Below are 15,908 nucleotides of genomic sequence, written 5' to 3' on the forward strand. Positions count from 1 at the left end.
CCGAGGCACCGGCTTTCGCAATGAAGTGCCCGCGCATGAATAATCGCGGGCACTTCATTGCGGAGGAACCCGATGCTCGTCGAATCCTTGCTCGCCTATGCGCACTTCGTGGCCATCCTGAGCCTGGTGGTGTTCATCACCAGCGAAGCCGCGCTGTGCCGGCCGGAATGGATGAATGCCGCCGTGGTGCAGCGCCTGGCCCGGGTCGACATGATCTATGCCGCCTCGGCGGTGCTGGTGCTGCTCACCGGCGTGGCGCGCACGGTGTGGGGCGTGAAGGGAGCCGGGTGGTACTGGAGCCAGCCGCTGCTGCACATCAAGTTCACGCTGTTCGTGGTGATCGGCCTGATGTCGATCAAGCCCACGCTGACCTTCGTTCGCTGGAAGAAGGCGCTGGCCGCCAACGGCAGCCTGCCCGCCGAGGCCGAGGTGCGCAGCACGCGGCGGCTGGTGATGGTGCAGGCGCACCTGATGCTGCTGATCCCGCTGGCGGCGGTGATGCTGGCGCGCGGCGTGTGGGTGCGATAGCGCGGGCGCTACCGAGCCACCAGACAGAAGCCCGGCGACGCCGGGCTTTTTTCTTTCCTTCTTCCTGATGGGGCGCCTACTTGCTGAGGCATTCCTTCATGAAGGCCTTGCGCTCGTCGCCGGTCTTGCCGGTCGCATCCTTGTTGCAGGCCTTCATCTTCGACTGCTGGGCGGCCTTCGGGTCGGCGCCGGCCGTCGTGGCCGTGCTGGTGCCGGCGCTGGTGCTGATGCTCTTGGCCGACAGGCATTGCTTCATGAAGGCCTTGCGCTCGTCGCCGGTCTTGCCGGTGGCCTCCTTGTTGCAGGTGGCCATCTTGCCCTGCTGGGCCGTCATCGGCTTCTTGGCCTCTTCGGCGGCGAATGCCGGAGCAGCGAGCCACGCACAGGCCAGCGCGACGGCGGTGATCGATTTCCTCATTTGCTTCCTCTCCTTGGTGGGCGATGTTGCCGCAGGGGATTGAAGCATCGGCCCACAGCGCGCAGCAAGCAGCGGCGCGGCGAGCGTGTCGCGACCGACACAGTGACTGGATCCTGCCCTACAGGATCCGCCGCGGATGTGCCAAGGCCTCATGCGCCGCATGCAGCCGGCGCACCAGCACCCGGATGAAGGCCTCGTCGAACTGATGCCGGCAGCCTGGGGACAGCTGCGACAGCGACTGCGGCACGAAGGCGATGGTGGTGGTGGGCGAGGTCACGATCACGTCGGTGCTGTGCAGCCGCAGCTCGGGGCTGGGCGCGAGGTAGGCCATTTCGCCGACCGAGGTGCCCGCGCCGAGCTGCGCCACGCGCACGCTGTCGCGGAACACCTCGACGCCGCCGGTGGCGATGATGTGGAAGCTGTCGCCTTCCTCGCCGCACTTGTAGAGCGCATAGCCGGCCGGAAAGCGCTGCCACTTCGCGCGGTGCACCACCTCCCACAGCTCGACGTCGCCGAAGTGGGAGAAGAAGTCGAGCGCGCGCAGCAGGTTGAAGCGTTCGGAGTCGAGCACGCCCTGCAGCTGCCCGCGCGGCACCTGCTGGTTGGCGATGAGGCCCGACAACGCCTGCGCGAATTCGTCCCAGCTGGCATATCGCTCGTCGGGCCGCTTGGCCAGCGCGCGCTGGATGACCGCATCGAGCGCCTCGCTCACGCCGGCGCGCAGCGCCGTCAGCGGTGCGGGCGTCTGGGTGTAGATGAGGTTCATCATCACCGACTGCTGGGGCGCCTCGAACGGTGCCCGCCCGGCGATCAGGTGATAGAGCACCGCGCCCAGCGAATAGATGTCGGCCTGCGCCGAGACGGCGCTGCCGTCGAGCTGCTCGGGCGACATGTAGGCCAGCGAGCCGACGCGGAACACCTGCGTGGTGTCGGCCGCCAGGTTCAGCACGCTGCCGAAGTCGCTGATCTTCACGTCGGTGACGGTGTTGTTGTGCATCACCGCCAGCAGGTTGGCCGGCTTCACGTCGCGGTGGATGAGCCCCTGGCGGAACACGTAGCCCAGCGCCATGGCGCACTTGAAGCCGATTTCGACGATGAGCTCCAGCGGCAGCAGCTGGTCGGGCCGGCAATAGGGCCGCAGCGTCGTGCCGCCCACGTACTCCATCACCACGTAGGGCTCGACCGGGTCGGCCACCGCGTCGTAGATCTGCACCACGTTCGGATGCTGCAGCCGCCCGACCAGCGCCGCCTCGGCGGCGAAGAAGCGTGCATGCATGTGGCTGCCGCCTTCGCTGGCTTCGTCGAGCGCGCCGGCGCGCACCCGCTTGACCGCGACATCGCGGTCATGGAAGTCGTCGCGGCAGAGGAAGACCTCGCTGGTGGCGCCTTCGCCCAGCTTGCGGATCACACGGTACTTGCCGATCTGCTGAGGACCGGAGAGCGAGTCGGGAGCGTTCATTGGTGGAATGGGAGACATCGGCATCTTTCCACCGGGCCGCACTCCGCACAATCCGGAATAACGGCCAGTTGGTCATGCAATTTGTCACATCGTACGGGGAGCCTTGCCTGTGCCTCGTGACGGCAGACCCCACCCGTAGAATCTGCGGATGATCCGCGCCAAGCAAGAGCTTTTGTCCGCCTTGGGTGATGCCCTGGCCGAGCTGGCCCCCGAGCACCGGGTGCCCGCCGTATTCGAATCGCCCAAGCAGGCCGCACACGGCGACCTCGCCTGCACCGCTGCCATGCAGCTGGCCAAACCCCTGCGGAGCAATCCGCGCGCCGTCGCGCAGTCGCTCATCGATGCGCTGCAGCGCCGCGAGGCCGTGGCGCGCTGGGTCGAGGCGATGGAGATCGCGGGGCCCGGCTTCATCAACCTGCGCCTGAAGGCCGCCGCGAAGCAGGCGGTGGTGGCCGACGTGCTGGCCGATGGCGACACCTTCGGCCGCAAGCCGGCCAACGGCCGGCACCTCATGGTGGAGTTCGTGTCGGCCAACCCGACCGGGCCGCTGCACGTGGGCCACGGCCGCCAGGGCGCCCTGGGCGATTCGATCTGCCACCTGTTCGAAACCCAGGGCTGGGACGTCACCCGCGAGTTCTATTACAACGACGCGGGCGTGCAGATCGCCACGCTGGCGGCGTCGACCCAGGCACGCATCAAGGGGCTCAAGCCCGGCGATGCCGGCTGGCCCGAGAGCGCCTACAACGGCGACTACATCGCCGACATCGCGGCCGACTTCCTGGCGAAGAAGACGGTGAAGGCCGACGACCGCGAGTTCACCGCCTCTGGCGACCCCGAAGATGCCGACGGCATCCGCCAGTTCGCGGTGGCCTACCTGCGCCACGAGCAGGACCTCGACCTGCAGGCCTTCGGCGTGACCTTCGACAACTACTTCCTCGAGTCGGGCCTGTACACCAGCGGCCGTGTGGAGGCCACGGTGAAGAAGCTGGTCGAAGCCGGCAAGACCTTCGAGCAGGAAGGCGCGTTGTGGCTGCGCACCACGGACTATGGCGACGACAAGGATCGCGTCATGAGGAAGTCCGACGGCAGCTACACCTACTTCGTGCCCGACGTTGCCTACCACATCAACAAGTGGGAGCGCGGCTTCACCAAGGTCATCAACTGCCAGGGCACCGACCACTACGGCACCATCGCGCGCGTGCGCGCCGGCCTGCAGGCGGCCGGCCTGGGCATTCCCGAGGGTTACCCCGACTACGTGCTCAACACCATGGTGCGGGTGATGAAGGGCGGCGAGGAGGTCAAGATCAGCAAGCGCACCGGCGGCTACGTGACGCTGCGCGACCTGATCGACTGGACCAGCCGCGACGCGGTGCGCTTCTTCCTCATCAGCCGCAAGGCCGACACCGAGTTCACCTTCGACGTGGACGTGGCGGTCAAGAAGAACGACGAGAACCCGGTGTACTACGTGCAGTACGCGCATGCGCGCATCTGCTCGGTGCTGCAGCAGTTCGTCGAGCAGCAGCGTGGTGAGCTCGCGTCGCTGGCACAGGCCGACCTGTCGCTGCTGGTGGCGCCTTCGGAAGGCGCGCTCATGCTGAAGCTGGCCGAGTACCCGGAGATGCTCGAGGCTGCCGCGCGCGACCTGGCCCCGCATGACGTGGCCTTCTACCTGCGCGACCTGGCCGGTGCCTTCCACACCTACTACAACGCCGAGCGCTTCCTGGTCGACGATGCCGCGCTGGCGCGGGCCCGTCTCGCCTTGCTGCAGGCTACCGCGCAGGTGCTGCGCAACGGCCTCGCGCTGCTGGGCGTCAGCGCGCCCGACAAGATGTGATGCCCGGGCACGGCGCATCCAGAGCTCTTCTCCATTTCTAGGCGACTCCTACCTCCATGAAATCTCAACGCGGTGGTTTTTTCGTCGGCATGATCGTCGGCCTGCTGGTCGGCCTGGCCCTGGCCCTCGCCGTGGCGCTGTACGTGACCAAGGTGCCGGTGCCCTTCGTCAACAAGGTGCCTCAGCGCACGGCCGAGCAGGACGCGGCCGAGGCGGAAAAGAACAAGAACTGGGACCCCAACGCGCCGCTGGCCGGCAAGACCCCCGCCAAGCCGGCAGCACCGGCACCAGCGGCTGCCTCCGGCCCGTCGGCGCCCACGCCTGCGAATGGCACCGCGGCGCGGCCCGCGCCTGCGTTTGCGCCGGCTGCCGGCGTGAACGCCAACGCGCCGGCGCAGGCCAGGGACCCGGCACCGGCCGCCGCCGCGGCGACGCCGGCGACCCAAGCCGCCGCCAGCGATGCGTTCGTCTACTTCGTGCAGGCCGGTGCCTTTGCCCGCACCGAAGAAGCCGAGCAGCAGCGCGCCAAGCTCGCGATGCTGGGCCTGGAGGCTCGCATCACCGAGCGTGACCAGGCCGGCAAGACCATCTACCGCGTGCGCGTGGGTCCCTACGACAAGCGCACCGATGCCGAAGCGGTGAAGGAAAAGCTCGACACGAGCGGCGCCGGCGATTCGGCGCTGGTGCGGGTGCAAAGGCCCTGAGCGAACGGACAACGAGGAAGGACAGGTGATGAAACGTCGCGACTTCACCGCCATGACGGCGGCTGCCGCGGGGTGGGGCGGGGCGCTCCTGGCCGGTTTGCCAGGCCGCGCAGCGGCGCAGGGCGGGCCCGTGGAGGGGCGCCACTACGTGCGCCTGCCCCAGGCGCAGCATGTGCAGGCCGGGGAAGGCCGGATCGAGGTCATCGAGTTCTTCTGGTACGGCTGCCCGAGCTGCTTTGCCTTCGAGCCGGTGCTCAACAGCTGGATCAAGCGCGCGCCGGCCGACGTGGCCTTCCGCCGCGTGCACGTGGCGCTCAACGCGCCGTACCGCCCCCATCAGCGGCTGTACTACACGCTCGAAGCGCTGGGCCGTGAAGCCGAATTGCGCGCGCGGGTCTTCAACGCGATCCACCGCCAGCGCCAGCCGCTGGACACGCCCGAGGCGATGGCCGACTTCGCGGCCGCCAACGGCGTCGACCGGGCGCAGTTCCTCGAGATGTACCAGTCGATGGGCATCAACACCGCCTGCAACGAGGCGTCGCGCCAGTCGGCCGGCTACAAGATCGATGCCGTGCCGGCGCTGGGCGTGAACGGCCGCTACTTCACCAGCGCTTCGCTGGTCAGCCATGAAGACATGCTGGCCGTGGTCGACTGGCTGCTGGCCCGGTTGCGCAAGGGCGCCTGAAGTCTTTCGCATGCATCCGGATGCGTCTCGAAAAGGCGCTTCGACAGCGCCTTTTTTCATGCGCGACAACGGCGTTGTGTCGCAGTCTTGTGGCTAGAATGATCTGCAAGTTCCATGCCGCAATGACCGCCTTCGTGTCACCTTCCCTCCGTCTCATGGTTAACCCGCGCGCCGCCCTGGCCGCCGTGCTGGCGGCGCTGTGCCTGGCGGCGCTCCCGGCCTTCGCCGAAAGGGGCGACCGCTACCAACCGCTGCACTACGAGGGCGACCGGGCCGAGGCCGACGGCCTCAAGCAGGTCTACACCCTCAAGGGCAACGTCATCATCACCAAGGGAACGATCCAGATCCGCTCCGACCAGGCACAGATCCGCCAGAGCCCGGAAGGCTATGCCTCGGCGGTGGTCACGGCGTCGGGCGGCAAGCTCGCGCAGTTCCGGCAGAAGCGCGAGGGCACGGCCGAAACCATCGAGGGCGAGGCCGAGCGCATCGAATACGACGCCCGCTCCGACACCGTGCGCTTCGTCAACCGTGCCGTGCTCCGGCGCTTCCGCGGCCAGGCCCTGGCCGACGAGGTGACCGGCAACCTGATCACCTACGACAACACCACCGAGGTGTTCCAGGCGCTGGGCGGACCTTCGGCGCCGTCGGAGGCTGCATCGGCTCCCACGGGCCGCGTGCGCGGCGTGCTGGCGCCGCGCCAGAGCGCGTCGGCGCCCGAAGCATCGTCTCCCCCGGGGGAACGGCGTTGAACATGCGACCCCGCATCGAGGCTTCCGAGGGCAGCCGGCTCGAGGCTTCCGGGCTGCAGAAGACCTATGGCGCCCGCAAGGTCGTCAAGGACGTGCACCTGGCGGTGAAGAGCGGCGAGGTGGTCGGTCTGCTGGGCCCTAACGGGGCGGGCAAGACGACCAGCTTCTACATGATCGTGGGCCTGGTGCGGGCCGATGCCGGGCAGATCCGCATCGATGGCCGCCCGGTCGAACGGCTGCCGATCCACCAGCGTTCACGCCTGGGCCTGAGCTACCTGCCGCAGGAGGCGTCGATCTTCCGCAAGCTCACCGTGGAGGAGAACATCCGCGCCGTGCTGGAGCTGCAGGTCGACCCGCAGGGCCAGCCCTTCAAGCGCGAGCTGGTCGATGACCTGCTCAACGCGCTGCTGCAGGACCTGAGCATCGAGAAGCTGCGCGCGAGCCCGGCGCCGGCGCTTTCGGGCGGCGAGCGCCGGCGCGTCGAGATCGCGCGGGCGCTGGCCACGCAGCCGCGCTTCATCCTGCTCGACGAGCCGTTTGCCGGCGTGGACCCGATCGCCGTGATCGAGATCCAGCGCATCATCGGATTCCTCAAGTCGCGTGGCATCGGTGTGCTGATCACCGACCACAACGTGCGCGAGACGCTGGGCATCTGCGACCGCGCCTACATCATCAGCGAGGGCCGCGTTCTGGCCGAAGGCACGCCCGGCGAGATCGTCGAGAACCCGGACGTGCGCAAGGTCTATCTCGGCGAACACTTCCGCATGTAGCAGGGCCTGCCGATGAAACCGTCGTTGCAGGTTCGCCTGTCCCAGCATCTGGCGCTTACGCCGCAGCTGCAGCAATCGATCCGCCTGCTGCAGCTGTCCACGCTCGAGCTGCACCAGGAAGTCGAGCAGATGCTGGAGCAGAACCCCTTCCTCGAAATGGAGGAGGAATCCCCCACGCCCTTCGAGAGCCAGCCGCTGCCGGAACGCACCAGCGCCTCCGAGCGCAGCGCGAGCGATGCCGAGGAGAACTGGTCGTCCGGCAGCGAAGGCGGCGAGGCCAACGGCGAGGCCGAACCCGCGGTCGACTCGATGGAGTTCGGCGCCACCGAGCGCGACGACTGGGAAAACGGGACCGAGCGCGACGACTTTGACGGCATTCGCGAGACGCCGAGCGCCGGCAGCGGTGCGGGCGGCGACAACGACGACCTCGACCCGATGGAGCGCTCGACGGTGGCGCCCACGCTGGCGGACCACCTGCGCGAGCAGCTGCGCGGCATGCGCCTGGCGCCCGAGGACTCGGCCGCGGTGCAGGTGCTGATCGAGTCGCTCAACGAGGACGGCTACCTCGCCGACCCGCTCGAAGAGATCGCCGAACGGCTGGCTGGCGATGAGGACCCGGAGGCCCGCATCGAGCTGCTCGAGCGCCTGCAATGCGCCTTGCGCTGGCTGCAGAGCATGGAGCCCACCGGCGTGGGCGCGCGCGACCTGGCCGAGTGCCTTGCGCTGCAGCTGCGCGCCGGCCCGCGCTGCGAGGCGCAGATGATCGCCATCCTGATCTGCAAGAACCACCTGGAGCTGCTGGCGCGGCGCGACGCGAAGAAGCTGATGGCCGCCACCGGCGCCGACGAGGACCTGCTCAAGGAAGCGCAGGCGCTCATCGTGCAGTGCGAGCCCAAGCCGGGCCGCCCGTTCACCCGGGCCGAGGCCAACATCATCGTGCCCGACGTGATCGTGCAGAAGTCGGGGCGCGGCTGGAAGGTGGTGCTCAACCCCGACGTGATGCCCAAGCTGCGCATCAACGACCTCTACGCGCTGGCGGTGAAGCAGCAGGGCCGCGGCAGCGAAGGCGGCCAGGGCCTGAGCGCTCGGCTGCAGGAGGCGCGCTGGTTCATGAAGAACATCCTGCAGCGCTTCGAGACGATCCAGCGCGTGTCGCAGGCCATCGTCGAGCGCCAGAAGAACTTCTTCAGCCACGGCGAGATCGCGATGAAGCCGCTGGTCCTGCGCGAGATCGCCGACGAGCTCGGCCTGCATGAATCGACCATCTCGCGGGTGACCACCGCCAAGTACATGGCCACCCCCTACGGCACCTTCGAGCTGAAGTACTTCTTCGGCTCGTCGCTCAACACTGAAGCCGGCGGCAATGCATCGAGCACCGCGGTGCGCGCGCTGATCAAGCAGCTGGTGAGCGCCGAAGATGCCAAGAAGCCGCTGTCGGACAGCCAGCTGAGCCAGATGCTGGAGGAGCAGGGCATCCAGGTGGCGCGCCGCACGGTGGCCAAGTACCGAGAGGCCTTGAAGATCGCGCCTGCCAACCTGCGCAGATCGCTCTGAGCCCCAATGAAAAAGCCGGCCACGACGCCGGCTTTTTCTGGGGCCGGCCGGTGGGTTCGCACCGCCCCGGCCCTGCGGACGATCAGTTCTTCGACAGCTTCGCGTCCTGCGCGGCTTCCCAGGCCTTGGCCTCGTCGAGCAGCTGGTCGAAGATCACGCCTTCCTTCAGCAGCGCTTCCTTGGTGGCCTTGTCGAGCGGCTTCTCGACACCCAGCTCGTCGAGCGGCATGGTGTCCGCGCGCACCGTCTTCAGCACCCGCTTGATCTCGGAAGCGGCATGCACCGGGGTCTGCAGCAGCACCAGCTTCTTCATGCCGTCGGGGTTGTTGGGCACGTGGCACTGGTTGCAGCTGCCGTCGCGCATCTTTAGCGCGAAGGTCTTGTAGGCCGCGTCGAGCTTGCCGATGTAGGGGTTGTCGGCGCGGAACATGCCGTCGAACACGGTGGCCTGCGGCTGGGTCTTGCCGCTGTCGTCGGTCCACAGCCACTGGCCGTCGAACTTGTGCACCACCGGGGTGTGCGAAGCGATCGGCGCGTTGGGGCCGAACACGGTGAACTGGATCACCTTGGCGCGGTCCTTGGCAGCGTCCCACCACACGATGATCTCGTTGGCCTTTTCATACATCGCCCACTTCTCGGCCTCGTGCCAGAACGGATACGGGAACTGGCCGGGCGGCAGGCGGTTGCGGAAGGCCGTCTCGAAGCGGATCTGGTAGAGCTTTTCGCTCTCGATGTATTCGACCCGCTGCTTGCCGTTGAACATGAACATCGGCAGGTACAGGCCGGTGAAGGCGTCCGGGCCGAACTGGGTGAGCTTGGTGTCCTTCAGCCTGAGCTTCGGGTCACGCTGGCGGCCCCAGAGTACGAAGTCAGGCAGGCTCTTCTTGAGCTGCGAGTCCTTGTACAGGCCCTGCTTGCACGCCACGAAGGCGTTCTGGTCGCCGACGTCGGCCGCCGGGCACAGGGTGGCCAGTTCAGCGGCCAGCGTGGCGGCGACGCGTTCGACGCGTTGTTGGGTTTCCGCGGTCTGTGCAACCGCGGCGCTGCTCAGAACGGCAGACAGGCCCAATGTGCAGGCCTGTGCGAGCAAAGCGAGTCTCATCGATGTCCTCTCCTGATTTCTGCGACGTCACGAAAAGTGGCACGCCGAGTCGTCTCTGGAGTCGAGCAACGCGAGCGGCCGTGGGGAAACTCTTGTTGTTGTTCAGCCGATCACGCGGCCGTAGCGGTCGAGCGCCACGACTTCGACGAATCGCGAAGCGGTGCGCGTGCTGCTGCCGGTGAAATTGATCTTGTAGCCGCCCAGGTCGGTGCGCAGGCCGGCCAGGGCCTCCTTCAGCCGGGCCTTGTTGGTGCCGCCGTTCCTGGCCGCTGCGCGCGCGGCCTCCACGGCCACCAGGCCGGCGATGTATCCCTCGAAGCTGGTGTAGCCCACGCGGGCGCCGTTCACCGCGGCAAGGTCGGCGTGGTACTGCTTGACCACCGGCAGTGCGATCTGGTGCGGCCGCGGCACCACCTGGGTCATGATGACCGAGATGCCCTTCTTGGCCATCTCGTCGATCAGCACCTGGCCGGCAAACGACGACGAGAAGTACAGCCCCGGATAGCGGGCGGCATGCATGAGGTCGACGATCTGGTTGATCGGCCCGGCGTTGGTGGTGAACAGCACGCAGTCGAGCTTGCCGTCGAGCAGCTGCCTGGCCTCGGCTTCGAATCCCTTGGCATTGCGGTCGAGGGCCACGGTGACGGTCGGCTTCACGCCCACCGCCTCGAGCGCCGCCGTCATGGCGAGCTGGTTGGCCTGGGTGGTGTCCTTGAGGTAGACGTAGCCGACGCGCGTGAAGCCGTAATCCTTCACGTACTGCACCATGCGGCGGTATTCCTCGTCGTAGCCGGCGCGCACATGGAAGGCGGTGGTGAGCTTGGCGGCCCGGATGCCCATGTTGCCGCTGGCGGTGCCCAGCATGGCGACCTGGGCCTCCTCGAACACCGGCAGCGCGGCTTCGGCCGCGGCGCCGCTGGTGAGCCCAACCACGGCGGACACGCCCTGGTCGACCAGCGTCTTGACGTTCTGCCTGCAACGCTCCTTGTCGCCTCCGTCGTCGAGCGTCACCAGCTCGAAGCGCAGGCCCTTGGAGCCTTCGACCTTGTTGGCCGCGGCGAAGGCGGCGGCGACGCCGTCCTGCACGTCCTTGCCGTAGGCCGACTGGCCGCCGCTCAGCGAGGCGGACTGGCCGAACTTGACGACAGTCGCCTGAGCGCGGACCGCAGCCGGCACCGTGAGTCCCAAGCCGCCCAAAAGCAGGCCGGGCCCGGCGAGCACCAGGTTTCTACGTTTCAATTTGTTACCTCCCCAACAATTTCTGGAACAAGCAGTCACGCTGCGGCGCGGATTATCCAAGAGCAACAAGCATGCCTCGATTTGAGGCAGTTCGAAGCGGGCACTCCATCACTGACCGGGGCCCGCTTCGCTGACAAAGCTTGACAGGTGTGACAGGCTCGCGCCCCGACCCTCCCGGCGCCCCGACAATCGGCCCCATGCAGCCTTCCCTTTTCCTGTCTTGCGCCCAGGGCGTCGAACCCTTGTTGGGCGCCGAACTGCGCCAACTCCTGGGCGCGGCGGCCCGGGTGGACGAAGCCCGCGGCGGTGTCGCGGTGGGCGCGCCGTCGGCCGACGCGCTGAAGCTTCTGGCGATGCGCGCCAATCTCGAAAGCCGCCTGGCCCAGCGGGTGTTGTGGCTGGTCGCCTCGGCGCCCTATCGGGGTGAGGACGACCTGTACGCACTGGGGCGTGGCGTGCGCTGGGCCGACTGGATCACGCCGCGCGACACCTTGCGGGTGGACGTGACGGCGCAGCGCTCGCCGCTGAAGAGCCTGAACTTCGCCGCGCTGCGCATCAAGGACGCGGTGTGCGACGTGATGCGCGAGGCCACCGGTGCACGGCCCAGCGTCGACACCCAACGGCCCGACCTCGGCCTCGTGCTGCACCTGTCGGCCGACCATGCGAGCCTGTACGTCGACACCTCCGGCGAGGCGCTTTTCAAGCGCGGCTGGCGCGAGGACAAGGGCGAGGCACCGCTGAAGGAAACCCTGGCCGCCGCCATGCTGGCCGCCGCCGGATGGCAGGGGCGCGCCGACGACGGCCCACTGCTGGACCCGGTGTGCGGGGCCGGCACCATCGCCATCGAGGCTGCGCAGATCGCCTGCGGCGTGGCGCCGGGCCTCGCCCGCCGCTTCGCCTTCGAGAAGCTGGCGCCCTTCCGCGCGACGCAGCGCGATTGGCAGCAGTTGCGCGAGGCAGCCCGTGCAAGGGTGCATGCACCGGCGGTGCCGGTCTTCGCCGGCGACGTGAGCTTTCGCATGACCGACTTCGCCACCCGCAATGCCGAGCGGGCCGGCGTGGGCCATGCCATCCAGTTCAAGACCGCTGATGCGCTGCAGCGCCCGGCGCCTGCCGAACGCGGCACGCTGATGCTCAACCCGCCCTATGGCGAGCGCATCGAGCCCAAGGGCTCGCGCGGTGCCCGCACTGCCCCGGCCGCGCGCGAGGGTTTCGAAGGCGGCGCCGAAGCAGCCGACTTTTTTGCCCGCCTGGCCTCGCACTGGAAGCGCGGTTATGCCGGCTGGACGGCCTGGGTGCTGAGCCCCGACATGAAGCTGCCCCAGGCCATGCGCCTGAAGGAAAGCCGGCGCACGGTGATGTGGAACGGCCCGATCGAATGCCGGCTGTTCCGCTTCGACCTCGTGGCCGGCTCGATGCGCGAACCGCCGCCGGGTGGCGGCGCGTGAGGCGAGCCTGAGGCCCGCGCCTACTTGTCGATCTTCTGGTAGCGGTAGATCTTCTTGCGCGCCTTCAGCAGGTTGATGAGCACCTTGCGGGCCTCGATGGTCGAGCCGCCGGCGGTTTCGATGTCGGAGCCGGCGCCGGGCGGCCGCGCGCCGATGATGATGGCCTCCTTGCGGCCGTCGATCTCGACCACACCGGCCATCGGCGGCGGCGGCATGCCGTCGGTGGTGAACACGCTCTCGCGCGACTTGTCGCCGTCACGCAGGCCGCCGGTCAGGAAGTCCATCGCATAGCCGCGCGCCGTGCCGCGCTTGCAGGCCTGGCCCTTGGCGCCCGGATCGCTGGGCTGGAAGGTGCTGAAGTACACCGCGCCGCCGGTGGTGAGGGCCGGGGTGACCACCTGCTCGGCCGTGGCCGACAGGTCGATGAGCCAGCCGCGCACGGTGGGGCTCGCCATGGTTTCGCTGTAGTCGAGCGAGGTGCTGGTGACATTCAGCACGGTGCATCCCGAACTGAGGGTCACGTCGCCGGCCGCATCGCAGTCGGTGGCGTCGATGAGCTCCGGCGATGCCTCCACCCCGGAGGCACCGACGTTGAAGTTGTCGCGCAGTGCGTAGAAGCGGTTCTTCACGCCGATGACCGCGGTTTCCCACAGCGGCTTCTCGCGGTCGCCGGTGCCGATGGCGATGTAGGCCGTGCTGCCGAGCACCAGCACGTCCGGCGCATTCATGAACTTGCGCTTCTGCGCGGCGCTTGCGCCGCTCCAGTCAGCCACGCGCGCGATGCGGTGCGTGCGTGCGGCCCACTGGGTGGGTGCGTAGCCGGTGTACGGCGTGGTGGCCCGCGGGTCGCTGATGTTCACACGCCAGAGGTTGCCCTGGGTGTCGGCTGCATAGATCACGTCGGCATAGCCGTCGCCGTTGGCGTCGACCGGCACGACGTCGGCCACCACGCGGCCGGCCGCACCGCTCTTGGCTGCGAGGTCGATGAACGCCGCGAAGGCGCCGGTGTCGGCATCGAGCACGTAGATGCCGCGACCCTTCGAATCGGTGGCGCAGGTGTTGGTGTCCTCGCAGTTGTCGTAGCCCGCGCCGAACACCAGGTAGCGCTTGGTGTCCCCGCGCAGGCGCACCACGCGCGGCAGTGACCAGGTCTGGCCCAGGTCACCTGCCTGAGGGCCGCAACCGGTGTCGTTGGTGAGGTTCGGGCAGCCGAACTTCCATTTGAACGTGGGCATCGAGCTCGGCTGCGCGGGATCGGGCCGGGCCGTGGCGTCGAATGCGTAGACCTGCCGGCCGCCTCGGCGCATCGTGGGGTACAGGTGCACTGCGGTGATGGCACCCGTGGCGCTGCGCGACTGGTAGGCGCCGATGGAGCCGTCGAAGAAGTAGTCCTTCGGCTGCGGCGTGGGCGTGAGGCTCGCGGGCACCGACGGATAGGCCACGATCGGTGAGTTCTCTCGCAGGCGGTTTATGCGGCCCAGGAATTCCGGCGCGAAGAACGACCACAACTCGGCACCTGCCGTGGAACCGGTCTGGCTGCCGTTGATCGCGCGCAGCAGGCCGTCACCGGCGCCGTAGTACACGACGATGTCGTTGGTGCTGCCGCTGCCGTAGTTCACCGCCAGCGGGCGCGCGTGCACGACGTCGCCGTGGATGGTCGGGCGCGCGACGCTCGAGCCGAGCGCGTCGTAAGTTTCATAGCCGCCGGTGGCGGTCTTCGGGCCGTCGCCGGTGTTGAAGCCGCGGATCCATTTCGCGAGGTCGGCCGAGGGCGCGGCGACGCCGGTGGCTGTGGCCAGAGCGGTGAGGCTGGTGCTGTCCAGGTCCACCACCGAGCTGCAGTCCAGGCTGGAGCAGGTCTTGACCACGCGGGTGGACGGCGAGGCCGCCCGCTGCAGCTGGGCCGCGCCACCCTTCTCGACCAGGGCACCGTCGGGCAGGTCAGAGGTCCGCTCGTAGGGGCTGGTCTCGCAGGTGCTCAGGGGCGTCTGCGTCGTGGGCACGCTCGACCAGTAGGTGCCGCTGTCGGTGGTCCAGAAGCTGCTGCGGCAGGCGTCGACGAAGCCGGTGTTGGCGTTGTCGAGCGCCGGCTTCTTGTCCTTATCGGCCAAAAAGATGTTGCCCTCGGTGTTGCGTGCCAGCTGGTACTGCTTGATGTTGCCGTACCAGCGCGGGCGGGCCTTGTCGTCGGGGCGGAACATGCCGATGAACACCTGGTTCAGGAAGGTGCCCTGGGCGTTCACGCTCACCGGCAGGGAGGTCGACGCAAACACGCTGTTGGTGGAGGAGATCTGCGTGAAGATGCTCTTGAAGGCGTCGATCAATGCCTTGAGGTCGCCGCCTACGCGGTAGTAGCCGCTTTCGTCGAGGCCGGCTGCCCGTGCCATGGCCTGCAGCAGGGCCGACTGCTGGGAGTCCTGCTTCGCGTTGAAGACGTCGATGGCGTAGGTGATCAGCGGCTGCTGGCCGGCGGCCGGGCTCACGTCGGTGGTGGCGAGGAAGTTGGCCCACTCGTCGGCGAAGCGCAGGTTGGCGGCTGTCGAGCTCTTGATCTGTCCGGTGTAGCCCAGGCGAGCCAGCTGCTGGTCGTACTTGGCGGCGTTCAGCGGCTCCTGGTTCGGCCAGGTGTTGCCCACCAGCACCAGGTAGTTCTTCGCGCAGGTGCCGGCCTCGGCGTCGATCGGGCTCCTGTAGGTGCTGGGGGTGCCGTCGACGAAGGCGGTGGCGTCTTCGCGCGCATGGCGCAGCGTGTAGCGCTGCGGCCCGAAGGCATAGGGTGCGACGGGCGTGCCGGCGACTTCGGAGCCGGCGCGTGCCGGGTTGGTGTAGCCGCCGAAGTACTTGAATGCCTCGAACATGGCCGCGCCGTAGCTCGCGTTCGACGGCGCCTTGTAGTCGGACGACTGGAAGTTCGCGTCCAGGTCGTTGAGCACCTGGATCAGCCGTGTGCAGACGCCGGGCGAGTCGTAGCCCTCGATGGCCTTGGGGAACCAGCCTCCTGCCCAGGAGCTCGACTCGGTGGAGCCCGAGTCCGAGATGAGCATGATGCCCAGGTTGACGTTCAGCTTGGTGCCGGTGCCGCACAGCAGCTCGTTGACCACCAGCTTGAGCGCGCGCACCTCGACGAGGCCCTGCTTCAGGTCGGTATCCGAGCCGAACACGCTGTCCACATAACCCTGGCAGGTGGTGTCGCCACCGCACTTGGCCCGCACCGCGGTCTTGTTCCAGGCCTGGCTGGCCGCCGACCAGTTGGAGGTGTTGTCGAGGAAGAACAGCACGTTGGGCGCGCCGGCCCTGCCGCCACCCACGGCGTACAGGTCGATGTCTTCGGCATGCGCCGTCGGCAAAGCGGCAGCCAGTGCGCCGGCCAGGGCGGCGGCGCTGCAAAGGCTGCGCACGAGTGGGGTCGCGGACATGG

General features: G+C 68.1%; 13 protein-coding genes. 8 read left to right on the forward strand and 5 right to left on the reverse strand.

Annotated elements, in window-relative coordinates; translation table 11 throughout:
• Nucleotides 1-72: 72 nt before the first annotated feature.
• Nucleotides 73-528, forward strand: coding sequence for a DUF2214 family protein (locus E8D38_RS15765; RefSeq protein WP_140632735.1), 456 nt, complete (start codon nucleotides 73-75; stop codon nucleotides 526-528).
• Between the two features lie 76 nt (nucleotides 529-604).
• On the opposite strand, the gene E8D38_RS15770 is transcribed toward E8D38_RS15765, so the two are convergent.
• Together E8D38_RS15770 and E8D38_RS15775 are read right to left on the reverse strand one after the other, a co-directional pair.
• Nucleotides 605-946 (reverse strand): PsiF family protein, encoded by a 342-nt coding sequence (locus tag E8D38_RS15770; RefSeq protein ID WP_140632739.1) that lies wholly within the window; start codon nucleotides 944-946, stop codon nucleotides 605-607.
• Nucleotides 947-1,064: 118 nt separating this feature from the next.
• Nucleotides 1,065-2,405: a serine/threonine-protein kinase gene (locus E8D38_RS15775; protein WP_246099520.1), complete on the reverse strand. Its 1,341-nt coding sequence runs from the start codon at nucleotides 2,403-2,405 to the stop codon at nucleotides 1,065-1,067.
• A 148-nt stretch (nucleotides 2,406-2,553) separates the two neighbouring features.
• Between E8D38_RS15775 and argS the strand changes: the two genes are divergently transcribed.
• From argS to E8D38_RS15805, 6 genes are all read left to right on the forward strand, one after another.
• Nucleotides 2,554-4,239 (forward strand): arginine--tRNA ligase, encoded by a 1,686-nt coding sequence (gene argS / locus E8D38_RS15780; RefSeq protein ID WP_140632746.1) that lies wholly within the window; start codon nucleotides 2,554-2,556, stop codon nucleotides 4,237-4,239.
• Between the two features lie 56 nt (nucleotides 4,240-4,295).
• Entirely contained in the window at nucleotides 4,296-4,943 is a 648-nt protein-coding gene (locus tag E8D38_RS15785; RefSeq protein WP_140632748.1) for an SPOR domain-containing protein, read from the forward strand.
• A gap of 28 nt (nucleotides 4,944-4,971) precedes the next feature.
• Nucleotides 4,972-5,628 carry a thiol:disulfide interchange protein DsbA/DsbL gene (locus tag E8D38_RS15790; RefSeq protein WP_140632752.1) on the forward strand — a complete coding sequence of 219 codons (657 nt, stop codon included), beginning with the start codon at nucleotides 4,972-4,974 and terminating at the stop codon, nucleotides 5,626-5,628.
• 134 nt (nucleotides 5,629-5,762) lie between these two features.
• Nucleotides 5,763-6,377 carry a lipopolysaccharide transport periplasmic protein LptA gene (gene lptA / locus E8D38_RS15795; protein ID WP_342779545.1) on the forward strand — a complete coding sequence of 205 codons (615 nt, stop codon included), beginning with the start codon at nucleotides 5,763-5,765 and terminating at the stop codon, nucleotides 6,375-6,377.
• Between the two features lie 2 nt (nucleotides 6,378-6,379).
• Entirely contained in the window at nucleotides 6,380-7,147 is a 768-nt protein-coding gene (lptB, locus tag E8D38_RS15800) for an LPS export ABC transporter ATP-binding protein (RefSeq protein WP_140632758.1), read from the forward strand.
• Nucleotides 7,148-7,159: 12 nt separating this feature from the next.
• Entirely contained in the window at nucleotides 7,160-8,701 is a 1,542-nt protein-coding gene (locus E8D38_RS15805) for an RNA polymerase factor sigma-54 (protein ID WP_140632761.1), read from the forward strand.
• An 82-nt stretch (nucleotides 8,702-8,783) separates the two neighbouring features.
• Here the strand turns inward: E8D38_RS15805 and E8D38_RS15810 are convergent, their stop codons facing one another.
• Nucleotides 8,784-9,803 (reverse strand): hypothetical protein, encoded by a 1,020-nt coding sequence (locus E8D38_RS15810; RefSeq protein ID WP_140632766.1) that lies wholly within the window; start codon nucleotides 9,801-9,803, stop codon nucleotides 8,784-8,786.
• 102 nt (nucleotides 9,804-9,905) lie between these two features.
• Nucleotides 9,906-11,042, reverse strand: a complete 1,137-nt coding sequence (locus E8D38_RS15815; protein WP_181179169.1) for an ABC transporter substrate-binding protein — start codon at nucleotides 11,040-11,042, stop codon at nucleotides 9,906-9,908.
• 197 nt (nucleotides 11,043-11,239) lie between these two features.
• Here E8D38_RS15815 and E8D38_RS15820 point away from each other — a divergent pair, with 197 nt between their 5' ends.
• On the forward strand, nucleotides 11,240-12,490 hold the full coding sequence (locus tag E8D38_RS15820; protein ID WP_140632772.1) for a THUMP domain-containing class I SAM-dependent RNA methyltransferase: 1,251 nt from the start codon (nucleotides 11,240-11,242) through the stop codon (nucleotides 12,488-12,490).
• A 20-nt stretch (nucleotides 12,491-12,510) separates the two neighbouring features.
• On the opposite strand, the gene E8D38_RS15825 is transcribed toward E8D38_RS15820, so the two are convergent.
• A complete protein-coding gene (locus tag E8D38_RS15825; protein WP_140632775.1) occupies nucleotides 12,511-15,906 on the reverse strand; it encodes a pilus assembly protein in 3,396 nt (1,131 codons plus the stop codon).
• Nucleotides 15,907-15,908: the final 2 nt, after the last annotated feature.

The sequence above is a fragment of the Methylibium rhizosphaerae genome, assembly GCF_006386545.1.
In the GTDB taxonomy this organism is placed as follows: Bacteria; Pseudomonadota; Gammaproteobacteria; order Burkholderiales; family Burkholderiaceae_C; genus Pseudorivibacter; species Pseudorivibacter rhizosphaerae.